This window comes from Thiohalocapsa halophila, assembly GCF_016583825.1.
Taxonomy (GTDB): domain Bacteria; phylum Pseudomonadota; class Gammaproteobacteria; order Chromatiales; family Chromatiaceae; genus Thiohalocapsa; species Thiohalocapsa halophila.
On sequence record NZ_NRRV01000015.1, the window covers coordinates 69,561 to 94,923 of the forward strand.

Annotated in this window: 19 protein-coding genes and 3 pseudogenes; 19 read left to right on the forward strand and 3 right to left on the reverse strand. The window is 68.6% G+C overall.

Translation table 11 applies throughout. From position 1 onward, the window contains the following. The first annotated feature begins 4 nt into the window (after positions 1-4). The 9 genes from mtnA to CKO31_RS08515 all read left to right on the forward strand — a co-directional run bounded on the left by mtnA (position 5) and on the right by CKO31_RS08515 (position 11,856). Complete coding sequence (mtnA, locus tag CKO31_RS08475) at positions 5-1,066, forward strand: S-methyl-5-thioribose-1-phosphate isomerase (RefSeq protein WP_200235900.1); 1,062 nt, start codon at positions 5-7, stop codon at positions 1,064-1,066. Between the two features lie 322 nt (positions 1,067-1,388). Further along, positions 1,389-1,937, forward strand: a complete 549-nt coding sequence (locus CKO31_RS08480) for a cupin domain-containing protein (RefSeq protein WP_200235902.1) — start codon at positions 1,389-1,391, stop codon at positions 1,935-1,937. 11 nt (positions 1,938-1,948) lie between these two features. Further along, positions 1,949-2,524 (forward strand): Uma2 family endonuclease, encoded by a 576-nt coding sequence (locus CKO31_RS08485; protein ID WP_200235904.1) that lies wholly within the window; start codon positions 1,949-1,951, stop codon positions 2,522-2,524. 282 nt (positions 2,525-2,806) lie between these two features. Then, on the forward strand, positions 2,807-5,422 hold the full coding sequence (gyrA, locus tag CKO31_RS08490; RefSeq protein ID WP_200235906.1) for a DNA gyrase subunit A: 2,616 nt from the start codon (positions 2,807-2,809) through the stop codon (positions 5,420-5,422). A 478-nt stretch (positions 5,423-5,900) separates the two neighbouring features. Continuing rightward, on the forward strand, positions 5,901-6,995 hold the full coding sequence (gene serC, locus CKO31_RS08495; RefSeq protein ID WP_200235909.1) for a 3-phosphoserine/phosphohydroxythreonine transaminase: 1,095 nt from the start codon (positions 5,901-5,903) through the stop codon (positions 6,993-6,995). A 205-nt stretch (positions 6,996-7,200) separates the two neighbouring features. After that, a complete protein-coding gene (locus CKO31_RS08500; RefSeq protein WP_200235911.1) occupies positions 7,201-8,397 on the forward strand; it encodes a phosphoglycerate dehydrogenase in 1,197 nt (398 codons plus the stop codon). Positions 8,398-8,512: 115 nt separating this feature from the next. Then, on the forward strand, positions 8,513-9,598 hold the full coding sequence (gene pheA, locus CKO31_RS08505; protein ID WP_200235913.1) for a prephenate dehydratase: 1,086 nt from the start codon (positions 8,513-8,515) through the stop codon (positions 9,596-9,598). 246 nt (positions 9,599-9,844) lie between these two features. Further along, positions 9,845-10,957 (forward strand): histidinol-phosphate transaminase, encoded by a 1,113-nt coding sequence (gene hisC / locus CKO31_RS08510; RefSeq protein ID WP_200235915.1) that lies wholly within the window; start codon positions 9,845-9,847, stop codon positions 10,955-10,957. Then, complete coding sequence (locus tag CKO31_RS08515; protein ID WP_200235917.1) at positions 10,954-11,856, forward strand: prephenate dehydrogenase; 903 nt, start codon at positions 10,954-10,956, stop codon at positions 11,854-11,856. Before hisC ends, CKO31_RS08515 begins: the two co-directional genes overlap by 4 nt. Positions 11,857-12,058: 202 nt before the next feature. Here CKO31_RS08515 and CKO31_RS08520 read toward each other — a convergent pair whose 3' ends face one another. Both CKO31_RS08520 and CKO31_RS08525 read right to left on the reverse strand, forming a co-directional pair. Then, positions 12,059-12,280: a hypothetical protein gene (locus CKO31_RS08520; RefSeq protein WP_200235919.1), complete on the reverse strand. Its 222-nt coding sequence runs from the start codon at positions 12,278-12,280 to the stop codon at positions 12,059-12,061. Positions 12,281-12,568: 288 nt separating this feature from the next. After that, positions 12,569-13,534, reverse strand: a complete 966-nt coding sequence (locus CKO31_RS08525) for a ChaN family lipoprotein (RefSeq protein ID WP_200235921.1) — start codon at positions 13,532-13,534, stop codon at positions 12,569-12,571. A 393-nt stretch (positions 13,535-13,927) separates the two neighbouring features. On the opposite strand from CKO31_RS08525, the gene CKO31_RS08530 reads away from it, so the two are divergent. The 3 genes from CKO31_RS08530 (at position 13,928) to thpR (ending at position 15,515) form a co-directional block, all read left to right on the forward strand. After that, a complete protein-coding gene (locus CKO31_RS08530) occupies positions 13,928-14,386 on the forward strand; it encodes a hypothetical protein (protein ID WP_200235923.1) in 459 nt (152 codons plus the stop codon). 81 nt (positions 14,387-14,467) lie between these two features. After that, entirely contained in the window at positions 14,468-14,950 is a 483-nt protein-coding gene (gene pncC, locus CKO31_RS08535) for a nicotinamide-nucleotide amidase (protein WP_200235925.1), read from the forward strand. A 34-nt stretch (positions 14,951-14,984) separates the two neighbouring features. Further along, a complete protein-coding gene (gene thpR / locus CKO31_RS08540) occupies positions 14,985-15,515 on the forward strand; it encodes an RNA 2',3'-cyclic phosphodiesterase (RefSeq protein WP_200235927.1) in 531 nt (176 codons plus the stop codon). Between the two features lie 384 nt (positions 15,516-15,899). On the opposite strand, the gene CKO31_RS08545 is transcribed toward thpR, so the two are convergent. Continuing rightward, positions 15,900-16,100, reverse strand: coding sequence for a hypothetical protein (locus CKO31_RS08545; protein ID WP_200235929.1), 201 nt, complete (start codon positions 16,098-16,100; stop codon positions 15,900-15,902). A gap of 893 nt (positions 16,101-16,993) precedes the next feature. On the opposite strand from CKO31_RS08545, the pseudogene recA reads away from it, so the two are divergent. The 7 genes and pseudogenes from recA to csrA all read left to right on the forward strand — a co-directional run. Next, positions 16,994-17,605 (forward strand): annotated as a pseudogene (gene recA, locus CKO31_RS27190) (recombinase RecA); the annotation flags it as partial. Beyond that, positions 17,597-18,325 (forward strand): annotated as a pseudogene (locus CKO31_RS27620) (intein-containing recombinase RecA); the annotation flags it as partial. The pseudogenes recA and CKO31_RS27620, both read left to right, overlap by 9 nt. 363 nt (positions 18,326-18,688) lie before the next feature. Further along, positions 18,689-19,120, forward strand: a pseudogene (locus CKO31_RS27200) (recombinase RecA family protein); the annotation flags it as partial. Positions 19,121-19,139: 19 nt separating this feature from the next. After that, positions 19,140-19,730, forward strand: coding sequence for a regulatory protein RecX (locus CKO31_RS08565; protein WP_200235931.1), 591 nt, complete (start codon positions 19,140-19,142; stop codon positions 19,728-19,730). Between the two features lie 192 nt (positions 19,731-19,922). Continuing rightward, complete coding sequence (gene alaS, locus CKO31_RS08570; protein ID WP_200235933.1) at positions 19,923-22,535, forward strand: alanine--tRNA ligase; 2,613 nt, start codon at positions 19,923-19,925, stop codon at positions 22,533-22,535. 933 nt (positions 22,536-23,468) lie between these two features. Next, the gene (locus tag CKO31_RS08575; RefSeq protein ID WP_200235935.1) at positions 23,469-24,692 is read left to right on the forward strand and encodes an aspartate kinase; all 1,224 of its coding nucleotides are present in this window, start codon (positions 23,469-23,471) and stop codon (positions 24,690-24,692) included. 280 nt (positions 24,693-24,972) lie between these two features. Next, positions 24,973-25,194 carry a carbon storage regulator CsrA gene (gene csrA / locus CKO31_RS08580; RefSeq protein ID WP_200235937.1) on the forward strand — a complete coding sequence of 74 codons (222 nt, stop codon included), beginning with the start codon at positions 24,973-24,975 and terminating at the stop codon, positions 25,192-25,194. Positions 25,195-25,363: the final 169 nt, after the last annotated feature.

A 25,363-nucleotide genomic window follows, 5' to 3' on the forward strand; every position in this document is an offset into this window, starting at 1 on the left:
GCCCATGCAAACGCCCGCCGCCCCCGAGATCCACCCGGACAACGCCATCGTCTGGCACGACGACAGACTGTTCCTGCTCGACCAGCGCAACCTGCCCGGGGAGACCCGCTTCGTCGCTTGCGGCTCCGCAGCCGAGACCGCCCGGGCCATCACGGACATGGTGGTGCGCGGAGCGCCCGCTATCGGCATCACGGCGGCCTATGGCGTGGTGCTGGCGGCGCGCGAGCGCTTCACCGCGGACCCCTCCGGCTGGCGCGAGGCCGTCGGCGCCGACATCGAGCTGCTGGCCGCCAGCCGGCCGACGGCGGTGAACCTGTTCTGGGCGCTGGAGCGCATGCGCCGGCTGATGGAGACGCTGGATGCGGCGGCACCCGAGCCGGCGCTGCTCGCGGAGGCGCAGCGCATCCACCGCGAGGACATCGCCGCCAACCGCGCCATGGGCGACTTCGGCGCGGAGCTGATTCAGGGTCCGACGGACGTCATCACCCATTGCAACGCCGGCGCGCTGGCCACCGGCGGCTATGGCACGGCGCTGGGCGTGGTGCGCAGCGCCCATGCCGCTGGCAAGGTGCGTATGGTCTATGCCGACGAGACCCGCCCCTGGCTCCAGGGCTCGCGGCTGACGGCCTGGGAGCTGGCGCAGGCCGGCATCCCGGTGACGGTCCAGTCGGACAATGTCGCCGCCAGCATGATGGCCCGCGGCGAGATCGGCTGGGTCATCGTCGGCTCGGACCGCATCGCCGCCAACGGCGACGTCTGCAACAAGATCGGCACCTATGCGCTGGCGGTACTGGCGCGCCACCACGGCGTCGGCTTCATGGTGGCCGCGCCCACCTCCACCATCGACATGAGCGTCGCCGGCGGGGCCGACATCCCCATCGAAGAGCGCGACCCCAACGAGGTGCTTGCCTGCGGCGGCAAGCGCATCGGCCCGGACGGCGTCGCGGCCCACAATCCCGTGTTCGACGTCACCCCCGCGGCACTGGTGGACTGCATCGTCACCGAGCGCGGCGTCGTCCGCCAGCCGGATGCCGACAAGATCCGCGCATTGATGGCCGGCGCCTGAGCCGCAATCGCGACGCCGGCGGAGCTGGAGGACCAGCTCGTCGGTGCCGGGCTCAGGATTGAGGACATGCGCCCGCACGACATCGTCGGCGGCGAGCGCTTCCTGTGGGTCACTGCCACGGCGCCGTTGGACCCGCGCGCTCGGGCCACTTGACCATGACCTACCATCCGCCACCCGGCGGATGCCTTGGAGGATTGCGATCGGCTCCAACCTTGAATCAGAGGCTTGCCTGCCGCCGCCCAGCGGTGAGGCGCGGGCGAGCAGCGACAAAAATCCTAGACTGACCCTCGACAGGGTCTGCCATCCGACCAGGTAAGCCACCATGCAACATCGCGCATTCCCATCATTCGGTCATCGTGCGGTGCGGCTCAGCATCGTGCTCGCCCTGCCGCTGGCCGTCGGCGCCGGAACGGCCCCGGCCCATGACCACCAGGAGGCCGCCGACACCGCCGCGGCAACGCCAGCCAACGCCGGCGAGCAAACCATCGTTGTGGTCTCGGCGCCGGAGGAGATCGTCTCCAAACAGCGCCTGCCCCAGTTCGTCGGCATCTCCGGCGACACGGCGGGGGCCGAGGGCTTGTCCATGAACCTGGTCGTGATCCCGCCGGGTGCTGCAGCGGAGCCGCATACCCATTCCGGCTATGAGAGCGCCGTCTACCTGCTGGAGGGCCGGGTGGAGACCCGCTACGGACCGGGCCTGAAGCAGTCGGTCATCAACGAGGCCGGGGACTTCCTCTTCATCCCCCCGAACGTGCCGCACCAGCCGGTCAACCTGAGCGACACCGAGCCCGCCCGGGCCATCGTCGCCCGCAACGACCCGAACGAGCAGGAGCACGTGATCCCCTACGACCCGGCGGCGGATGCGCGCTAGCGAGCAGGACCATGCAAGCCACCGCCCAACAGACTCCCACCCGACACCGGATCACCGTGCAGGAGTTTTTCCGTATGGGCGAGATCGGCGTGTTCGAGCCGGAGGCCCGGATCGAGCTGATCGACGGAGAGCTGTTCGATATGCCGCCCATTGGACCGTCGCACGCGAGCGAAACCGCCCGCGTCAACCAAATCCTCGTCGAAGCAACGCACGGTTGCGCTATCGTTTGGCCGCAGAACCCCATCCATTTGGACGACCTCAGCGCCCCGCAGCCTGATCTCGCACTGCTGCGTTGGCGGCAAGACTTCTACCGGCAGGCGCATCCGCGCCCGGACGACGTGCTGCTATTGGTGGAAGTCGCCGACACCAGCCTCGCCCACGACCGCGACCGCAAGCTCCCCCTCTACGCCCGCTTCGCCATCCCCGAGGTCTGGCTCATCGACATCGGCAGCGGCGCGGTGACCATCCACCGCGACCCGCAGCCGGAGCAGGGCAGCTACGCCGCCGGCTTCACGCTGACGCCGCCCGCGCTGATCCGCCCCGTCATGCTGCCGGACCTGGAGCTGGACCTGTCGCCGCTGCTCTGAGCCTCTGCTCTGAGTCGGGGCGCAGCAGAGTTTGGGCCTGTTCCGTGCGGGCCATCACCGGCGGGTTTCCTTCTGCTGGGGCAGGCGGCTATAGGCTATAGCCGGCTGCGAACGGATTCGCAACGCGCGCAAAGCGCCTGCCGACCCCCTGTTTGTGCTATCATTACGGACTTTTTTCAGGCCCGGTCCGCTGCCCTGAGGCCCGTCCGCCGGGCGTCCTGCGGCCCCGCCGCCCTGCTGATCCCCCTCGTCCGCCAACGGACCCGCTGACGCCCCACATTCATGCCAGATTTCGCCCGAGAAGTCCTTCCCGTCCGGCTCGAAGACGAGATGCGCCAGTCGTATCTCGACTATGCCATGAGCGTCATCGTCGGCCGCGCCCTGCCGGACGTGCGCGACGGCCTGAAGCCCGTGCATCGCCGGGTGCTCTACGCCATGAGCGAGCTGGGCAACGACTGGAACAAGCCCTACAAGAAATCGGCCCGCGTCGTCGGCGACGTCATCGGTAAGTACCACCCCCACGGCGACACGGCGGTCTACGACACCATCGTGCGTATGGCGCAGTCGTTCTCCATGCGCTACATGCTGGTGGATGGGCAGGGCAATTTCGGCTCCGTGGATGGCGACTCGCCGGCGGCTATGCGCTACACCGAGGTGCGCATGGCGCGCATCGCGCACACGCTGCTGGACGATCTCGACAAAGAGACCGTCGACTTCGTCCCGAACTACGACGAGTCCGAGCACGAGCCCACGGTCCTGCCGGCGCGCTTCCCAAACCTGCTCATCAACGGCAGCGCCGGCATCGCCGTCGGCATGGCCACCAACATCCCGCCGCACAACCTGGGGGAGGTCATCGACGGCTGCCTGGCCATTATCGAAGACCCCATGGTCTCGGACGAACAGCTCATGGAGCTGATCCCGGGCCCGGACTTCCCGACAGCAGCCATCATCAACGGCATCCGCGGCATCCGCGAGGCCTACCGCACCGGCCGCGGCCGGGTGCAGCTGCGCGCCCGTACCCACACCGAGACCGAGAAGCGCTCCGGCCGCGAGGCCATCATCGTCACCGAGCTGCCCTACCAGGTGAACAAGGCGCGGCTGCTGGAGAAGATGGCCGAGCTGGTGAAGGAGAAGCGCCTGGAGGGCATCGCCGAGCTGCGCGACGAGTCCGACAAGGACGGCATGCGCATGGTCATCGAGGTCAAGCGCGACCACTACCCCGACGTGGTGCTGAACAACCTCTACCAGCACACACAGATGCAGACGGTGTTCGGCATCAACATGGTGGCGCTGGTGGACGGTCAGCCGCGCACCCTGACACTGAAACAGATCCTCGAGCACTTCCTGCGCCACCGCCGCGATGTGGTGACGCGGCGCACCATCTACGAGCTGCGCAAGGCCCGGGACCGCGCCCATATCCTGGAAGGCTATACCGTCGCGCTGGCCAATATCGACGAGGTCATCGCCCTCATCAAGGCATCCGAGAGCCCCGCCGCGGCCCGCGAAGGACTCATGGCGCGCAGCTGGCCGCCCGGTGCGGTCGCCGGCATGCTCGAGCGCGCCGGTGCCGAGGAGACGCGTCCGGACGATCTCGCGAAAGGCTTCGGCCTGATCGGCGACGGGCCCAGCGCGGGGCAGTACCAGCTGAGCGAGCGCCAGGCGCGCGCCATCCTGGATCTCCAGCTCCAGCGCCTGACGGGCCTGGAGCAGGACAAGATCATCAAGGAATATGAAGAGATCCTGGACAAGATCGCCGACTTGCTGGCGATCCTGCGCAATCCGGACCGGCTGATGCAGGTGATCCGCGAAGAGCTCGAGGCTATCAAGGAGCAGTACGCCGACGAGCGCCGCACCGAGATCGTTCAGGACCAGAACGACCTGACCCTGTTGGACTTGATCGCACCGGAGGACGTGGTGGTGACCATGTCCCATGCCGGCTATGTCAAGGCCCAGCCGCTGTCGGAGTACCAGGCCCAGCGCCGCGGCGGCAAGGGCCGCAGCGCCGCCAGCACCAAGGACGAGGACTTCATCGACCGGCTCTTCGTCGCCAACAGCCACGACACCGTCCTGTGCTTCTCCAGCCATGGCAAGGTCTACTGGCTCAAGGTCTACGAGCTGCCGCAGGCGGGCTATGCGGCCCGCGGGCGCCCCATCGTCAATCTGCTGCCGCTGGAGCCGGACGAGCGGATCAACGCGACCCTGCCGGTGCCGGAGTACGAAGAGGGCAGCTTCGTGTTCATGGCCACCAGCAAGGGCACGGTCAAGAAGACACCCCTCAGGGACTTCTCGCGGCCGCTCTCGCGCGGCATCATCGCCATCGACCTGCACGACGACGAGTATCTGATCGGCGTCGCCGTCACCGACGGCCGCCAGGACCTCATGCTCTTCAGCAGCGCCGGCAAGGCCGTGCGCTTCAACGAGTCCGAGGTGCGCTCCATGGGCCGCAACGCCCACGGCGTGCGCGGCATCTCCCTGGAAGCGGGCCAGTGGGTGATCTCCCTGTTGGTGGCCGAGCCCGGCGCCGTCCTGACGGTGGGCGCCAACGGCTACGGCAAGCGCACCCCGGTGGAGGAGTTTCCCACCAAGGGGCGCGGCACCAAGGGCGTCATCTCCATGCGTATCGGCGAGCGCAACGCCGAGCAGGTCGGCGCCGTGCTCGTGCGCCCCGGCGATGAGATCATGCTCATCACCGAGGCCGGCACCCTGGTGCGCACCGGCGTCGACGGCATCAACGTCATGGGCCGCAACACCTGGGGTGTCAAGCTTATCAACCTCGGCGAAGAGCAGAAGCTCGCCGGTATCGAGCGCATCGTCGCCCTCAACGGCGACACCGGCGACGAAGCGGACAGCAACGGCGGCGACGCCGACGACGCAGCGCAGGGACCGCCCGAGGAATGACCCCGAGCGCCGCGTCGGCCAACGCAACGCCGGCGGCCTACCGGCGTCGGGTAGACAATCAGTGTAGGGTGGACAAGCGACGTAGGGTGGACAAGCGCAGCGCAGTCCACCCCGCGCGGCGACCGGCCAGCGCGTCCTAGGTGGATTCGGCCACGCTCATCCATCCCAAGGGCCGCCCCACATCGATCTCCCGACACCGCTTCTGCGGTGTCACATCTCCGGCGGCGCGCTCGTTCCCGGGCTCCGCCCGGGAATGCGGTCGCGAGGCTCTGCCTCGCATGCGTGGCGTAGGCGCCAGCGCCTGCGGCCCGGATTGCTAGGCGGAGCCTGGGGGCGGAGCCCGGGAGCCACATCGGCCGCCGCGGCCCGGGTGGATATCGCTGCGCGCATCCACCCCGCAGACCGCGTCGAGCCCCGGCCAGACGCACCCCGGCGCCGCACCACCACCGAACACCCACCCCAACCACGGAGCCAAACCATGTCCAGACCCTACAACTTCAGCGCCGGCCCGGCGATGCTGCCGGAGCCCGTCCTCAAGCGCGCGCAGGAAGAGATGCTCGACTGGCACGGCAGCGGCATGTGCGTGGCGGAGATGAGCCATCGCGGCAAGGAGTTCCTGTCCATCGCCCAGCAGGCCGAGGCCGACGTGCGCGAGCTGCTCGCGGTGCCGGACAACTACAGAGTCCTGTTCCTGCAAGGCGGCGCGTCGCTGCAGTTCGCCATGGCGCCCATGAATCTGCTGCGCGGGACCGAAAAGAGCCAGCGCAAGGCGGACTACCTCAACACCGGCAGCTGGTCCAAAAAGGCCATCGCCGAGGCCAAGCGCTTCGCGAGCGTCAACGTCGCCGCCAGCACCGAGCACGACGGCACCTTCACCCGCGCCCCGGCACAGGCCGAGCTGAGCCTGTCCGCCGACGCCGCCTACCTGCACTACACCCCCAACGAGACCATCCAGGGCGTCGAATTCCCCTATGTGCCGGACACCGACAAGCCGCTGGTGGCGGACATGTCCTCGACGATTCTCTCGCGCCCCATCGATGTTTCCAGGTTCGGCGTCATCTACGCGGGCGCGCAGAAGAACATCGGCCCCGCCGGGCTCACGCTGGTGATCGTCCGTGACGACCTCATGGGCCAGGCCATGGACGGCACCCCGGCGATGCTGGACTACAAGACCCACGCCGATGCCGAGTCCATGTACAACACCCCGCCCACCTATGCCTGGTACCTGGCGGGGCTGGTGTTCCAGTGGCTCAAAGACCTCGGCGGCCTCGCCGGCATGGCCGAGATCAACCAGCGCAAGGCGGGCAAGCTCTACGCCGCCATCGACGGCTCGGACTTCTACGCCAACCCGGTGCAGCCGGACTGCCGCTCCTGGATGAACGTGCCCTTCACGCTCGCGAATCCGAACCTGGACGCGGACTTCCTCGCGGGCGCCAAGGACGCCGGCCTGCTGACCCTCAAGGGCCACCGCTCCGTCGGCGGTATGCGCGCGAGCATTTACAATGCCATGCCTGAAGCGGGCGTGGATGCGCTGGTCGACTTCATGGCCGAGTTCGAGCGCGCCAAGGGGTGATGAGGAAGTAGCGAGTATCGAGTAACGAGTAGCGAGTAGCGAGTAGCGAGTATCGAGGGGCGAGGGCCGCACCCCACGCCGCCTGTTCCGACCGCGCCCTGGACCCCAGCGACCCTCGCCCCTCGATACTCGTCCCTCGCTGCTCGAAGGCCTCGCAGCCCTCAGCCCCCCAGTCCTCAGCCCTCAGCCCTCAGCCCCTGTTCTCATGTACAAGATCCAAACCCTCAACAATATCTCCGTCGCCGGCCTGAATCGGCTGCCGCGGGAGTCCTACGAGATCGCCTCGGAGCTCGGCCACCCGGACGCCATCCTGGTGCGCTCGGCGAAGATGCACGAGATGCCCATCCCGGATACCGTCAAGGCCATCGGCCGCGCCGGTGCCGGCGTCAACAACATCCCGGTGGCGGACATGAGCACGCGCGGCATCGCCGTGTTCAACGCCCCCGGCGCCAATGCCAATGCCGTCAAGGAGCTCGTGCTCGCCGGCATGCTCATCGCCGCGCGCAACATCGCCCAGGCGGCCAAGTTCGCGCGCGGTGTGGAAGGGGACGATGCCGCCATCAACAAGGCCGTGGAAGCCGGCAAGAAGCAGTTCGTCGGCATGGAGCTGCCCGGGCGCACCCTCGGCGTCATCGGCCTCGGCGCCATCGGCGTGCTGGTGGCCAACGCCGCGCGCTCCCTCGGCATGAAGGTCATCGGCTTCGACCCCAGCATCACGGTGCGCGCGGCCTGGAAGCTCCAGTCCGACGTGGAGGCCGCCCTGTCGGTGGACGACCTGGTCTCGCGCTCCGATTTCATCACCTTCCACGTGCCGCTGACGGACCACACCCGTCACATGATCAACGCCGAGCGCATCGCCAACATGCCCGACGGCGCCGTGCTGCTCAATTTCTCCCGCAGCGGCATCATCGACGACGACGCCGCCGTCACGGCGCTGGACGCCTGCAAGCTCTACGCCTATGTCTGCGACTTCCCGTCCAACCTGCTGAAGGACCATCCGCGGGTCGTGACCCTGCCGCACCTCGGCGCCTCCACGCGCGAGGCCGAGGACAACTGCGCCATCATGGTGGCGGACCAGGTTCGCGCCTATCTGGAGGACGGCAACATCACCAACTCGGTCAACTTCCCGGACATCGTGCTGCCGCGCAACGGCGGCCATCGTATGGCCGTCGTCAACCGCAATGTGCCGAACATGGTGGGCCAGATCTCCACCGACCTCGCCGAGGCCGGGCTCAACATCATCGACATGCTGAACCGCTCCCGCGGCGACCTCGCCGTGACCCTCATCGACGTGGACGGCCCCTGCCCGGAGAAGACCGTTCGGGACATTGCGGGCATCGAGGGCGTGCTCTCGGTGCGCCGCCTCGGCACCGGTGCGGCTGCGGCAGGCGAGCAGGCCTGAGGCGCATCGAACCGTCCCGTGCCAAGGCCGCGCGCGCCCAGCCAGAGTGATTCCAGGTACACTGCGTAGGGCGCAGTGCGTCGAGCCAACGGAGCCGAGCCACCGGACCCCCGCAATGACCAGCGAAGACCGCCTCGCCCCCATCCGCGAGCGCATCGACGCCATCGATGCGGAGCTGCTGCGGCTCATCTCCGAGCGCGCCGACTGCGCCCGCGAGGTCGCCAAGATCAAAGAGGCCGCCGGGCAGACCACGCATTACTACCGCCCGGAGCGCGAGGCCGAGATCCTGCGCCGTATCAAGACGCAGAACCCGGGGCCGCTGGAGGATGAGGAAATCGCCCGGCTGTTCCGGGAGATCATGTCCGCGTGCCTGGCGCTGGAGCGCCCGCTGTCGGTGGGCTATCTCGGGCCCGAGGGCACCTTCACCCAGGCCGCGGCGCTCAAGCACTTTGGCCACTCGGTTCGCACCCAGCCCTTCGGCACCATCGGCGACATCTTCCGCGAGGTCGAGGCGGGCTCCTGCAACTTCGGCGTCGTGCCGGTGGAAAACAGCACCGAAGGCGTCGTGAGCCACACCTTGGACATGTTCGCGCGCTCGCCGCTGCTGATCGCCGGCGAGGTGATGCTGCGCATCCACCATCACCTGCTGAGCCGGGCTACGGAGATCGGCGCCGTCCGCAAGGTCTACTCCCACCAGCAATCCCTGGCCCAGTGCCGCGGCTGGCTGGACCGCCACCTGCCGGCCGCCGAGCGCATCGCCGTGGGCAGCAATGCCGAGGCGGCCAAGCTCGCCGCTCGGTCCGGAGACTGTGCCGCCGTCGCCGGCGAGGCCGCCGCCGAGCTCTACGAGCTGCGCAGCCTGGCCCAGCGCATCGAGGACGAGCCCGGCAACACCACGCGCTTTCTCATCATCGGCCGCGAGGACGCCCCGCCCAGCGGCCGGGACAAGACCAGTCTGCTGCTCTCCTGCCGCAACGAGGCCGGCGGCCTGCACCGGCTGCTCACGCCCTTCGCCGAGCAGGACATCAGCATGACCCGCATCGAGTCCCGACCCTCCCGCCAGGGCGTCTGGGACTACGTCTTCTTCGTCGACGTCTGCGGCCACCGCGGCGACGCAGAGGTCTCCGGGGCGCTGGCGCAGCTCAAGACGGCGGCGAATCTGTATAAGGTTTTGGGGTCGTATCCGGAGGCCGTGTTGTGAAGGGAGTACGGAGTACGGAGTACGTAGTACGGGGGCGCGCGACCCAGGCTTCGTAGTCCGTACCACGTACTTCGTACCACTTACTTCGTACCCCGTATTCCGTACTTCGTACCACGTACCCGTACTACGTACCCCGTACTTCGTACTACGTACCCCATACTTCGTACTACGTACCCCGTACCCGTACCCGTACCCGTACCCCGTACTTCGTACTCCGTACCCCGTACTCGCCACTCAACCCCAAAAATGCCCAACCCCGACAACCCATTCCTGACGCTCGCCGCCCCCCAGATCGCCGGCCTGACGCCCTATGTCCCCGGCAAGCCGCTGTCCGAGCTCGAGCGCGAGCACGGCATCCGCGAGGCGGTGAAGCTGGCGTCCAACGAGAACCCGCTCGGCTGCGGCGAGGCGGCGCAGGCGGCGTATCGGGATTGCGCTTCGGAGCTGGCGCGATACCCCGACGGCGGCGCCTTCGCACTGCGCGGGGCCATCGCCGAGCATCACGGTGTCGACCCGGCGCAGGTCACCGTCGGCAACGGCTCCAACGACGTGCTGGACCTGGTGGCGCGCACCTTCCTGCAGCCGGGCGTGGAGTCGGTGTTCTCCGAGCACGCCTTCGCGGTCTATCCCATCGCCACGCAGGCCGTGGGGGCCGCCGCCCGGGTCGCGCCGGCGCGGGACTTCGGCCACGACCTGGACGCCATGGCCGCGCTGGTGGGCGAGCGCACGCGCGTGGTCTGGATCGCCAACCCGAACAACCCCACCGGCACCTGGCTCGCCGCCGGGCCGCTGCGGGCCTTCCTGGAAGGGCTGCCGGCGCATGTCGTCGCGGTGGTGGACGAGGCCTACTTCGAGTATGTCGCGGAGCCCGACTATCCGGACGCCAGCCGCTGGCTTGCGGACTTCCCGAACCTCATCGTCACGCGCACCTTCGCCAAGGTGCACGGCCTGGCGGCGCTGCGCGTCGGCTACGGGCTGAGCCATCCGGCGGTGGCGGAGCTGCTGAACCGCGTGCGTCATCCCTTCAATGTCAACGCCCCGGCGCAGGCGGCGGCGGTGGCGGCCCTCGGCGACCGCGCGCACGTGCAGCGCTCCGTGGAGCACAACCGCGCCGAGCTGGCGCGGGTCTCGGCGGGGCTTCAGGCATTGGGGCTCGACGCCATCCCGTCGGTGTGCAACTTCGTCACAGTGGATCTGGGCCGGCCGGCGGGTCCGGTGGATCAGGCGCTGTTGCGCGAGGGCGTCATCTGCAGGGCCGTGGGCAACTACGGGCTGCCCAATCACCTGCGTATCAGCATCGGTCTGGCCGACGAGAACGACCGCCTGCTGGCGGCTTTGGACAAGGTGCTGGCGCCGTGATCGAGCGCCTCGCCCTCATCGGCGTCGGGCTCATCGGCGGCTCCCTGGCCCGGGCCCTGCGCGGTGCCGGCGCCGTGGGCGAGATCATCGGCTGCGGACGCTCTGCGGAGAACCTGGAGCTCGCCTTCGACCTCGGTGTCATCGACGGCTGCACCCGCGACCCGGCGGTGGCCGTGGAGGATGCCGATATGGTCTTCCTGGCGGTGCCGCTGGGGGCCGTGCGGGGCGTGCTCGAGCGCATCCAGGGCCGGCTGCGGGAGGACGCCGTCATCACCGACGGCGGCAGCGTCAAGGGCAGTATCGTCGCCGATGCCGCGGCCGTCTTCGGCGAGGTGCCGGCGCGGCTGGTGCCGGGGCATCCCATCGCCGGCACCGAGCACAGCGGCGTCGGTGCCTCCTTCCCGGAACTCTACCACAACCGCCGCGTCATTCTGACCCCGCTGCCGCAGACCGACGTGGTGGCCCTGGAGCGGGTGCGCACCATGTGGCAGGCCGCGGGCGCCGTGGTCACGGAAATGGACGTGGCGCACCACGACCACGTGCTCGCCGCCACCAGCCACCTGCCGCACATGCTGGCCTTCGGCCTGGTGGACCTGCTGGCGCGCCAGCAGGACAACGACGAGATCTTCCGCTACGCTGCGGGCGGCTTCCGGGACTTCACCCGCATTGCCTCCAGCAACCCCGTCATGTGGCGGGACATCTGCATCGCCAACGCCGACGCGCTGAGCGGCATGCTCGCGCGCTTCGGTGAGGAAATGACGGACCTCGCCGAGACCATCCGCCGCCGCGACGGCGACCACCTGCTGGACATCTTCTCCCGCGCCAAGACCGCGCGGCATGCCTACGTCGACGGTGTCTCACCGCCGAAGCCGGAGCAGGACCCGGAGCAGTCGGGCTGAGCCCGTCTGCCTGGTCCAGCGGCGTCGTGTCGGGCTTCGCTGGCGCTTGGCACCGACCTACGGCGACAAGTCGTGTCGGGCTTCGCTGGCGCTCAGCACCGACCTACGGCGCCAGGTGTAGGTCGGGCCGACGCCAGGAGGCCCGACATCGGCCCCGTCCCTGAATCAAGGACTCGCCGGCTGGCGCGGTCTGCAGCGCCCGTCAGTGCTGACAGCCGTCCAGGCGCTGGTCGGCGCCCGGCAGCAGGGCGTCCACGAAGGCTACCGACAGCACCGCGGCGCCCGCGAGCACCAGCATCAGTGCCATCTGTGTGTAGGCCATGGTGAGCGGTGCAGCCACCGCGACCAGCCCCAGCAGCAGGCCGGCGGCCAGCAGCAGTCCGGAAACGATGACCACGACACGCATGGAGCGACAGTTGAGCATGGTTGTGTCCTCTCTGACAGCATTTAAGCAAATTCTAATAGTTATTTGCCCAATTGTCTACGATAAAGCCGTCGTGTACGTCGCAAGTCGTGGATCGGCAGCCGGGGCAATGCCACAGCGTCTGCCACCGCCGTGCCCCTAGCCCCGCGTAGGTCGGGCCGACGCCAGGAGGCCCGACAACCAGGCGGTTACCGCGCCTCCCGCGTCGGACCCGATGCCGTTGCCAGTGCCGTAGGTCGGACCGACGCCAGGAGGCGCGACAAACAGCCTACGAGCGCCGCGGCGGCACTAGTCCAGATCCAGCTCCGCCATCTGCGCGTGGTCCTCCACCGACAGGTCGCGGGCAGCAAAGACATAGTCCGGATCGGCGCCCGCCGGCATGAAGCCCGTGTCCGTCACCAGCACGGCCTGCTTCGCGGGGTTGATGCGGCGCAGGCGCGCGGGGATGGCGTTGTCGTGCAGCAGATGGCCGGAGCCGGCCAGCAGCACCAGCGTGCGCTCGGGGTTGGCCGTCAAGTAATCGCCGGCGGTGCGGGCCATGGTCTGGTCCCAGACGTACTGCACCTGTAGAAAGCGCTCGCGGTGCGCCTCCGGCATGTGACCGTGCAGCGCGAACATACGATCCAGCTGCGCCCGGTAGGCGCCTTCGGCCAGCTCGATGCGCGGCGGGAAGCCGGCACGGCGGTCGGGGTCGAGCGCATCGATGCCGCCCGCGGACACCGCGGAGACCGTTTCCGTCGCGGCATTCAGCGCCACCAGCGGAATCCCGTGGCGCTGGGCGTAGGCCAGGATGTCTTGATAGAGCCGCACGTCAAAGCGCCAGCGCTGGCTCCACTCCGTGCGCTCCAGCAGTTGCGCCAGGGTGGTGCGGCCCGCGGAGAAGTCATCCAGGTGAGCCTGAAACGGCCGTTGGAAGTACTCCATGCCGATGGCCACGGGGACGCCGCGCTCGTGCAGGCCGCGGATCACCGCCAGCTGATTCAGATGATGATCGTAGCGGTCGTGCGTCTCGCCCACCATTACCACGCGTGCCTGCTGCACCTCGTCCACCAGCGCCTCGATGTCGGCCTGATCCGCCGGGTTCACGAGCCTGGCGACCACCCTGCCGTCGTCCGCCAGTGGATGCGGATGCGCCAGCGCCAGGGACATGATCCCGGCCCCCAGCGCGAACATGGCCGTGCCGGCGGCAAGCACCACCGCCAAGGCCGAGAAAGTACCGGCGGGGCCGGTGCGGGACGTGCGAGCTTGCGCCATGGTTTGCTCCGGGGGTGCTCAGTCGCTCGGCCCGGAGCAATCAGCTCCGGGCTTGATAAAACGCATTGACTTGGGCCAGAAGTTGCGCTCCTGGCGGGCGATTCAAGCGAGCAAGAGCGGTTGGCGCGTGGGGAGTGAGAGGCCGCCCGATAAGCATCGGCGATCTTCCGAGCCTGCTGCTGGTTGACGCGGGTTGAGGTCATTGACGACAACGCGGCGCAGCACGGCGCAGCGACCGAGCCGCCGGACATCGGAGGCGGCGTCCAATGGCTGCAGTAGGTTCTCTTCGATGGAAACCTGCATCGCCTTCATGGTGGCTGTTGATCTGCGCCTTTGCGAACGCGGCGCCGCTGCGGCATGCTTACCCAGTCGGAACTGCCTAATCGGAGCGCCATGATCGATTCGCTTGACAGCCCGAACCTCATCCTTCACCTGTTGGACGCGGCCGGCCATCCCCTTGCCGCCGATGAGGCCCTGGACCGCACCGCGGCGCTGCGCCACGAGCTGCGGGAAAGTGGCGTCGTGCTCTCGGTCGCACCCACGGCGCGGGCTCCCGTGCGCTGCGCGAGCGAGGCGCTGCCAGCCCACGGCGGGCTGGTGGAGCTGAGCGCCGTGGCGCTCGCCGTGCTGCCACCCATGCTGCCGGCCCTGCTGGCTGTGCTCCGCGCCTGGCTGCAGCGCAACCCGGGCGTGCGCATGGCGTTGCAGGTGATGGGAGATGACACAGGAAAGGCCCATGACCCCACCGTGCTGGACCCGGCCGACGAGGCGACGCTGATCGCATCCCTGCAACGCCACCTCGACGAGTGCTGGGGCGACGCGGCATCTGACGCGGCATCTCCTGCGGCCTGAGCCTCTGCGCCCGCCCGCTGCCGCACGAGCACCGCCGCCGCCAGCACCCCCGTCCGAGCATCCCGGCCCGAGCACCGCCGTATGACCCCCGACCTGAATGCGCTCGCCGCGCAGCTGGGCCGCCGGCTCGCCGACGCCGGCCTGATGCTCGCCACCGCCGAGTCCTGCACCGGCGGTTGGATCGCCAAGTGCGTGACGGACATCGCCGGCAGCAGCGCCTGGCTGGACCGCGGCTTCGTCACCTACAGCAACGCCGCCAAGCAGGACATGCTTGGCGTCGCCGCCGCCACCCTCGCCGAGCACGGCGCCGTCAGCGAGCCCGTGGTGCGCGCGATGGCGGCAGGCGCGGTTGCCCACAGCGCCGCGCAGGTGGCAGTGGCCGTCAGCGGCGTCGCCGGCCCCGACGGCGGCTCTGCGGACAAGCCCGTGGGCACCGTCTGTTTCGGCTTCGCGCTGCCGGACGGTGTCAGCACCGAGACGCTGCATTTCGACGGCGACCGCGATGCCGTGCGGCGCCAGTCCGTCGCCCATGCGCTGACGCGACTCATCGGGCTACTGGCCTGACGGCCTTCCGTCCACGCGCCGCGCGCCCGCGAGCATGAAAGACGACCGCCGCGCCAGTATCCGCCTCTTCTTTGCGCTGTGGCCGCAGGAGCACATTCGCTCGGCCTTGGTGCAGGCGCGTGCCGGCGGCGTCGACGGCGCTCGACCGACGCACCCGCAGGACCTGCATATGACCCTGGTGTTCATCGGCGATGTGGACCCGGACCTGCTGCCGTGCATCGAGACCGCCGGCGATGACGTGGCCCTGGCCGCCTTCGAGCTGACTCTGGAGCGCGTCGAGACCTGGCCGCGCCAGCGCCTGCTGGCGGCGGCCCCGCACGACCCGCCGCCGGCACTGTTCAACCTCGTGAGCCAGCTCCAGCAGAACCTACTGCCCTGCGGCATCCAGCCCGAGCCGCGCCGCTACCGCCCGCACGTGACCCTGGCCCGCAAGGCCGCCCGCAAAGACCCGGCGCCGGTGGCCATCCCCTGGCCGGTGCAGGACTTCGTGCTCGCCCGCAGCGGCGCAGCCGGACCCGGCAACGGCGGCGGCTACCAAGTGCTGCGCAGCTGGCAGCTGGACTGACTCCGTGGGAGCGGCCTCTGGCCGCGACGACTTCCAGGGCCTCGCCCCGGGCGTCGCTCGTTGTTGTGCGTGAACCGGGACGGGTGGCCGTCCTGCGTCTATCGGCCACCGTTATCGCGGGCGTCGTGGACCAGACTTCAGCAAGCGGTCGTATTCGGCGTGCGTCCCGATCCACACCCAAAATGAAACCATCTTCATCTGCCGTCGCAAGCGCCCGATAATCGCGGCCGACGCGCACCGACCAGAGCTCACCGGCCCGCTTCAAATGGAGCGAGGGGTGCTGCGGTTCACGCTTCAACAAGTCATAGTTCTTACGGGCCAGGCGTTGTACTCGCGCTGGCAGGGCATGGAAGCAACGCCAAAAGCGGCGCGTGGTCCGATGCACTAGAGCTCGCGCAGCTTGCCGCGCCGCTGTTCCTCGCGCGCCTCTTCGACGAGGAAGTCGAGACTGCCGGCCGCCGCATCACGTTCGATCTGCTCGTCCCAGGCGTCGGCATCGCGCTCCGCGAGCCACTGTGCGAGCTCGCGAAGCTCGGCGGGGGGGAGGTTTTCGATTTCGGACTTCAGCTGTTCCACGGATTTCATGGCACATCCTCCTCGCGACAGGGACGCTGGACGGGGTACGGACCTCGAAGAGGGTCGCGGCGGCTGTGCGTCGTGTCAATATCGCGGTCCTGCTTGGATGTGCTGGATGCTTCAGCGTTGCCGCCCCGCAAGGCTCGCGCGACTCCATCAGGCGGCTGTGGGAGCGGCCTCTGGCCGCGACGACTTCCAGGGCGTCGGCGGCGCATCGCGGCAAGGATGCCGCTCCCACGCGCCAAGCTCAGCGCCCGACCCGAAGCGTCGCCTGTGGGAGCGGCCTCTGGCCGCGACGACTTCCAGCGCCTCGCCGACAGCGCATCGCGGCAAGGATGCCGCTCCCACGCGCCAACCTCCGCGCCCGACGGGGGCGGCGGCTGTGGGAGCGGCCTCTGGCCGCGACGACTTCCAGCGCCTCGCCAGCAGCGCGTCGCGGCAAGGATGCCGCTCCCACGCGCCAAGCTCAGCGCCCGACCCGAAGCGTCACCTGTGGGAGCGGCCTCCGGCCGCGACGACTTCCAGCGCCTCGCCGGGAGCGCGTCGCGGCAAGGATGCCGCTCCCACGCGCCAAGCTCAGCGCCCGACGGGGGCGTCGCCTGTGGGAGCGGCCTCCGGCCGCGACGACTTCCAGCGCCTCGCCGGCAGCGCGTCGCGGCAAGGATGCCGCTCCCACACGCCAAACTCCGCGCCCGACGCGAAGCGTCGCCCGTGGGAGCGGCCTCTGGCCGCGACGACTTCCAGGACGTCGGCGGCGCATCGCGGCAAGGATGCCGCTCCCACGGAGATTGCATCATCCGCCCCGGCACACCTGATGCCGACGGCGGGGCTGTGTGATAATTTCGTCCCAATTGCCGCCGGTACCTGCCGGCGCGTACACAGAATCAATGTCCGGAGTGACAATGGACGAAAACCGCAAGAAGGCGCTGGCCGCAGCGCTGAGCCAGATCGAAAAGCAGTTCGGCAAGGGCTCGGTGATGCGTATGGGCGACGCCGGCGCCGTGCCGAACATCGAGGCCGTTTCCACGGGCTCCCTGGGCCTAGACGTGGCGCTCGGCATCGGCGGTCTCCCGCGCGGGCGCGTCGTCGAGATTTACGGACCCGAGGCCTCCGGCAAGACGACACTGACCCTGCACGCCGTCGCCGAGGCGCAGAAGGTCGGCGGCACCGCGGCCTTCGTGGACGCCGAGCACGCGCTCGATCCACAGTACGCCGAAAAGCTCGGTGTCAACATGAACGAGCTGCTGGTCTCCCAGCCCGACACCGGCGAGCAGGCGCTGGAGATCACCGACATGCTGGTGCGCTCCGGCGCCGTCGACCTAGTGGTGGTGGACTCCGTCGCCGCGCTCACGCCCAAGGCCGAGATCGAAGGCGAGATGGGCGACAGCCACGTCGGCCTCCAAGCGCGGCTCATGTCCCAGGCACTGCGCAAGCTCACCGCCAACATCAAGCGCTCCAACGCCATCGTCATCTTCATCAACCAAATCCGCATGAAGATCGGGGTCATGTTCGGCTGCTTCGACTATCATGCAAGGGTCGTGCTGGCCGACGGTTCCACCGAGAAGATCGGCAAAATCGTCAACCAACGCCTTCCGGTGCAGGTTCAGTCCATGGACCCTGAAACCGGCGCGATCGTGCCGCGCTCAGTGGTGAACTGGTTTCGCAACGGCGAGACGGAGCGTTGGCTCTACCTGGAAGTAGAAGCCGGTGGCGGTAGTGGCCGGCGTAAGCTCACCTGCACCGAGAACCACCTCATCTTCACGCCAAGTGGCGAGCGTCCAGCCGGTGATCTACGCGTGGGGGACGAGGTCATGGTCGCGGCCAAGCATTATCTGCTCTCGCAAGACCAAAACCAGCTCATCCTCGGCGGAGTGCTCGGGGACGGCTCCCTGCGCTATGCCTCTGAGCACAACGTCGCCTTCCGCGTCGGACACGCGGAGCGCCAGCGGGAGTACTGCGTCTGGAAGCAGGAAATGCTTGCGCCCTTTGCGCACGAGATCGCGCCTACCGGTAACGGCATCGGCTTCGATACGATCCCGATGGGGCAGCTCGCCGGCCTGCACCGGCAGGCCTACGGGGCGCAGGGTAGGCAGATCAGTGACGGTATGCTGCGAGCGATGGATGCGCGCGCCGTGGCGGTTTGGTACGCCGACGACGGCACCTTCTCCGGCAGCTATGAACAGTGGGGGCATGGCAAGGCCGAGATCGGATGTGTCAGCCTCTCGATGGCAGACAAAGAACGGCTTGCGGACCGCATGGCCGAGCTCGGCATGGGCCGGCCGACGGTCAGTGCCAATCGACTGAGGTTCAGCGGCGAGCGCACGCGTGCCTTTCAAGAAAAGATCGCGCCCTATCTGCATCCGTCGCTGGACTACAAGCTCCACCCGCACTTCCGCGGACGTTTCCAGTGGCAGCCGGACAACTCCGATGCCCACCTGAACGGCCGCCGCCTTACGCTGCGCACCCAGCTGCGGGCTGTGCCGATGCGCGTCACCCGCAAGGAGCTGCGGCCAGCGGCCCCGCGGCATCGCACGCGCTTCGATTTGGAAGTCGAAGGCAACCACAGTTACCTGGTGGATCATGTTGCGGTCCACAACTCGCCCGAGACCACCACCGGCGGCAACGCCCTCAAGTTCTATTCATCCGTGCGGCTCGACATCCGCCGCACCGGCGCCATCAAGAAGGGCGATGAGGTCATCGGCAACGAGACCAAGGTCAAGGTGGTCAAGAACAAGGTCGCGCCGCCGTTCAAGCAGGTGATGTTCGACATCCTCTACGGCGAGGGCGTCTCGCGCCACGGTGAGATCATCGATCTCGGCGTCCAGCAGGGCATTATCGAGAAGTCCGGCGCCTGGTACAGCTATGACGGCAACCGCATCGGCCAGGGCAAGGACAACGTGCGCGGCTTCCTCAAAGAGAATCCGGACATGGCCGACGCCATCGAGACCAAGATCCGCGAGGTCCTGCTGCCGCCGAAGCGCACCGCCGCCGAGGCCGACGCCGCGGACGCTGCGGCCTCCGAAGCCTGAGCCGCAGCGCCGCGTGCCCATGGACAGGCCCCAAAGCGAGCGCCCGAGCACCGCCCGGCCGCTGCCTCAGACCCAGTCCGACCAGCGTGAGCCGCCGCCCTTCGCATTGTCCGAGCGCAGCCAGCACACCGACGCTGACCCCAAGCCCGACGCCGGCGCACCGGCGGTCGATGCCGCCGAGATCCGCAGCCGCGCGCTGAAGCTGCTCACCACCCGCGAGCATTCCCGCTACGAACTCTGGCGCAAGCTCCACCGCCGCGGCTATCCCGCCGAGGACGTCAACGCGGTGCTGGACCAGCTCGCCGCGGAGGGGCTGCTCAGCGAGGAGCGCCTGCTCGCCGCCTATGTCGCCGAGCGCCTGGAGAAGGGCTTCGGCCCGCTGCGCATCCGGTCGGAATTACAGGCCAAGGGGCTTTCCGACGCCGCCATCGACCCGCATCTCGATCTGGAAGACGATCAATGTCTTACCTTGATGGCCCGGGTGGATGCCGGCAAATTCGGGGAGTCACCGCCCAATGACCGCCGGACACTGGCAAAACGGGCGCGGTTCTTGGAATATCGGGGCTTTCCGGCGCACCTGATCGCCCGCGCCCTAAACGCTGACCAATAGGCTGCCGCCGCCGCGCAGAAGACGCCAACGCTGGACACCCGAGCTGCATCCGCTCGCAACCTCGACGGTGGTTTCCGCATACCGCCCACGAACGCACAAGTCATCACCTTCGGGCGCCCCGCCGTAGCGCTCCCCGTTCATGCCGGGGCCGCCGCGTCGCCGCCCGCATCCCGAACATCCCGAGTCGTTCCCATGAAACGCAGTGCCGAGCTCCGATCCGCCTTCCTCGACTACTTCGCCGAGCGCGGACATACCGTCGTCGACAGCAGCCCGCTGGTGCCGGGCAATGACCCGACGCTGCTCTTCACCAACGCCGGCATGGTGCAGTTCAAGGACGTCTTCCTCGGCCGCGAGAAGCGCCCCTACACCCGCGCCGTCAGCTCCCAACGCTGTGTGCGCGCCGGCGGCAAGCACAACGACCTCGAGAACGTCGGCTACACCGCCCGGCATCACACCTTCTTCGAGATGCTCGGCAACTTCAGCTTCGGCGACTACTTCAAGCGCGAGGCCATCGGCTACGCCTGGGAATTCCTGACCCAAGCCCTGGGCCTGCCGCCCGAGAAGCTCTGGGTGACCGTCTACACCGACGACGAAGACGCCGCATCCATCTGGCTGAACGAGATCGGCGTCGACCCCGCGCGCTTCTCGCGCTGCGGCGAGAAGGACAACTTCTGGTCCATGGGCGAGACCGGCCCCTGCGGCCCCTGCTCCGAGATCTTCTACGACCATGGCCCCGAGGTCCCAGGCGGCCCGCCCGGCTCGCCGGACGAGGACGGCGACCGCTATGTCGAGATCTGGAACCTGGTGTTCATGCAGTACGACCGCGACGCCGCGGGGGCGCTCAAGCCCCTGCCGCGGCCGTCCGTGGACACCGGCATGGGGCTGGAGCGCCTCGCCGCCGTCATGCAGGGCGTGCACAGCAACTACGACATCGACCTCTTCCAGGCCCTGATCCGGGCCGCCGCCGAGGTCACCGGCTATCGGGACCTTCGGGCCAAGTCCCTGCGCGTCATCGCCGATCACATCCGCTCCGCCGCCTTCCTGGTGGTGGACGGTGTCACCCCCGGCAACGAGGGCCGCGGCTATGTGCAGCGGCGCATCATCCGCCGCGCCATCCGCCACGGCTATCAGCTCGGCTGCACCGAGCCCTTCTTCTACAAGCTGGTGGCGCCCCTGGTCGCCGAGATGGGCCGGGCCTACCCGGAGCTCACCGCCAAGCAGGCCCATGTGGAGCAGGTGCTGCGCACCGAAGAGGAGCGCTTCGCCGACACCCTAGACCAAGGTCTCAAGATCTTCGAGGAGATCGTCGCCGACCTGGACGGCGAAGTCCTACCGGGCGAGGCCGTGTTCCGCCTCTACGACACCTACGGCTTCCCGGCGGACCTCACCGCGGACATCGCCCGCGAGCGCGGCCTCACCGTGGACCTCTCGGGCTTTGAGCGCGAGATGGCCAAGCAGAAGGAGCGCGCCCGTGCGGCGAGCCAGTTCGGCGGCGCCAGCGAGCTCACCATCGAGCTGGAAGGCGAGACCGACTTCACCGGCTACGAGGACATCGTCGACGAGGGCACCGTCGTCGCCCTCTACCGCGACGGCGAGGAGTGCGAGCGCCTGGCCCCCGGCGAATCCGGTCTGGTGGTGCTGGACGTCACCCCCTTCTACGCCGAGGCCGGCGGCCAGGTGGGCGACCAGGGCGACCTCGGCACCGACGCCGGCCCCCGCTTCGGCGTCGAGGACACCCAGAAGTACGGCGACGGCATCATCTGCCACATCGGCCGCATGCGCGACGGCGAGCTGCAGGTGGGGGACCGCGTCACCGCCCGCGTCGACGGCGAGCGCCGCCGCGACACGGCCCTGCACCACTCCGCCACCCACCTGCTGCACGCGGCCCTGCGCGAGGTGCTCGGCGACCATGTGCACCAGCGCGGCTCCCTGGTGCAGCCCGAGCGGCTGCGCTTCGACTTCACCCATTTCGAGCCCCTGACCCAGGACCAGCTCCAGGCCATCGAGCGCCTGGTGAACCGCGAGATCCGCGAGAACCACACCGTCGAGACCCGCATCATGGGCCTGGACGACGCCAAGGCCTCCGGCGCCGTGGCCCTGTTCGGCGAGAAGTACGGCGAGCAGGTGCGGGTGCTGCGCATGGGCGACTTCTCCACCGAGCTCTGCGGCGGCACCCACGTGCGTGCGGTGGGCGACATCGGCCTGTTCAAGATCACCGCCGAGACCGGCATCAGCTCCGGCGTGCGCCGCATCGAGGCCGTCGCCGCCGAGCGTGCCCTGGACTGGATACGGGACGAAGAGGCCCGCCTCGCGCGCATCGCAGCGCTGGTAAAGGGCGCCGCCACCGACGCCGACGAGCGCGTGGCCCAGCTGGTGGAGCGCTCGCGCAAGCTGGAAAAGGAGCTGGAGCAGCTCAAGGCCAAGCTCGCCAGCAGCGCCGGCAGCGATCTGATGGACAAGACCGTCGAGGTGGACGGCGTCAAGGTGCTCGCCGCCAAGCTCGACGGCGCCGATCCCAAGTCCCTGCGCGACACCATGGACCAGCTCAAGAACAAGGTCGGCTCCGGCGTCGTGCTGCTGGCCACCGAGAGCGACGGCAAGGTCAACCTCATCGCCGGCGTCACCAAGGACCTCACCGCCCGCTTCAAGGCCGGCGACCTGGTCAAGGCCGCCGCCGAGAAGGTCGGCGGCCGCGGCGGCGGGCGCCCCGACATGGCCCAGGCCGGCGGCAGCGACCCGACAGGCATCCCCGCCGCCCTCGACCTGGTGGGCGACTGGGTCAGGGAGCGCGTCGCAAGTGCCTAACCAGCGTCCCGTCGGGCCTGAGCCCGACACCGGAACAAGCCATGATGCAGCCCGCGGCGGGCACGGCCCCCACGCCCCCGCCACCGGGCAAGTATTCCTCGCCGCCGCCCCGAACGCGCCGCGTAGGTCGGGCCGACGCCAGGAGGCCCGACACTCAGCCGGCCGCCGCCAGCGCGGTGTCGGGCTTCGTTCCTCAGCCCGACCTACGGAGCTACCCTCGTAGGTCGGGCCGACGCCAGGAGGCCCGACACCCAGCCCGGTCGCCGCCAGCAAGGTGTCGGGCTTCGTTCCTCAGCCCGACCTACGAAGCCAGCATCATAGGTCGGGCCGACGCCAGGAGGCCCGACACTCAGCCAGTCGCCGCCGGCACGGTGTCGGGCTTCGTCCCTCAACCCGACCTAAGGAGCTACCCTCGTAGGTCGGGCCGACGCCAGGAGGCCCGACACTCAGCCGGTCGCCGCCAGCACGGTGTCGGGCTTCGTTCCTCAGCCCGACCTACGCAGGTAGCCTCGTAGGTCGGACCGACGCCAGGAGGCCCGACACCCAGCCGGCCGCCGCCAGCGCGGTGTCGGGCTTCGTCCCTCAGCCCGACCTACGCAGGTAGCATCGTAGGTCGGGCCGACGCCAGGAGGCCCGACACCCAGCCCGGTCGCCGCCAGCACGGTGTCGGGCTTCGTTCCTCAGCCCGACCTACGCAGGTAGCATCGTAGGTCGGGCCGACGCCAGGAGGCCCGACACACAGCCCGGCCGCCGCCAGCACGGTGTCGGGCTTCGTACCTCAGCCCGACCTACGCAGGTAGCATCGTAGGTCGGGCCGACGCCAGGAGGCCCGACACTCAGCCGGTCGCCGCCAGCACGGTGTCGGGCTTCGTACCTCAGCCCGACCTACGGAGCTAGCCCGTAGCCCCTCGAACCTCGAACCTCGAAACTCCAATGCCTCTAATCGTCCAAAAATACGGCGGCACCTCGGTGGGCAGCGCCGAGCGCATCCAGGCCGTCGCCGCCAAGGTCCAGCAGAGCCGCGATGCCGGCCACCAGGTGGTGGTGGTGGTCTCCGCGATGTCCGGCGAGACCGACCGCCTGCTCGGGCTCGCGCACGCCATCCAGGTCCAGCCATCACCCCGCGAGCTCGACGTGCTGCTCGCCACCGGCGAGCAGGTGACCATCGCCCTGCTCGCCATGGCGCTCGAGGCCGCTGGCTGCCCGGCGCGCTCCTACACCGGCGCCCAGGTGCAGGTGCGCACGGACAATGCCCACAACAAAGCCCGCATCACCGATATCGACGGCGCCCGCGTACAGGCGGACCTGGATGCCGGGCGCGTGGTCATCGTCGCGGGCTTTCAGGGCATCGACGAAGACGGCAACATCACCACCCTCGGCCGCGGCGGTTCCGACACCTCCGCCGTCGCCATGGCCGCCGCGCTCAAGGCCGACGAGTGCCAGATCTACACCGACGTCGACGGCGTCTACACCACGGACCCGCGCATCGAGCCCAAAGCGCGCCGCCTGCCGCGCATCACCTTCGAAGAGATGCTGGAAATGGCCAGCCTCGGCTCCAAGGTGCTGCAGATACGGGCCGTGGAGTTCGCCGGCAAATACCATGTGCCATTACGCGTGCTCTCCAGCTTCCAAGCCGGCGAGGGCACCCTGATCACTTTCGAGGAGGACGACGTGGAAGAGGCCAAGATCGCGGGTATCGCCTTCGCCAAGGACGAGGCCAAGCTGACTATCCTGGGCGTGCCGGACCAGCCGGGCGTCGCTTACAAGATCCTGGGCCCCATCTCCGAGGGCAACATCGAGGTGGACATGATCGTCCAGAACATCGCCCCGGATGCCCAGACCACGGACTTCACCTTCACGGTCCACCGCAACGACTACGCCAAGGCCCTGTCACTGCTGCAGGAAACCGCTGAGGCACTGTCGGCCCGAGAAGTCCACGGCGACGAGCACATCGTCAAGGTCAGCCTGGTGGGCGTCGGTATGCGCTCCCATGCCGGCATCGCGAGCCGCATGTTCGAGGCCCTGGCACGCGAGGGCATCAACATCCGCATGATCAGCACCTCCGAGATCAAAATCAGCGTTGTCATCGACGAAAAGTACCTGGAGCTCGGTGTGCGTGCACTGCACGACGCCTTCGACCTGGCACAGTCCAGCTGACGAGGCCCATGTCCAGGCTGCCGCCTTTCGTCGGATCAAACCGGCCGCTACGCCCGCCGATCGCCGCAACCAGCGAATGAAAGCGATTTGCGCCTTGTTCTAGGGGTCGGAGTGATGCGTAAAAAAATTCCCAACTGCTACAATCCAGAATCCGGGCGGCATCGGGCCAGCCTGGACATTGGTTGAGTGTAGTCCCTCGATACCGGTCGGCCGGCCCGGGAACAAAGCCCTAGACCGGGGCATCGAAGGACTGACATGCAAGGACTTTAGGGAGACAACTATGCTGATTCTGACCCGTCGTGTCGGGGAGACCTTGATGATCGGGGACGACGTCACAGTCACCGTGCTGGGCGTCAAAGGCAACCAAGTGCGCATTGGTGTAAACGCGCCCCGTGATGTGGCTGTCCATCGGGAAGAGATCTACGAGCGCATCAAACGCGAGCAGGAACAGGCCGCGGCTCAGGGTGAGAGCGCCAGCGTTCCCCCCGGCCACAACAGCTGATCCAGCAACTGCCGGCCGGGTCCAAACCGGCCGTTGCCCGTCGGCCCCATCGGGCCGAGGCTTGGCCCTCGTCGACGCAGCGCAGCGCGCGCTCGGCTCAAGCCAAGCCGACTGTAACGTGCGCCCCGGTAAGCGGCTCGCCGAAACGCCCAGCACCCCCGGCCCCCCC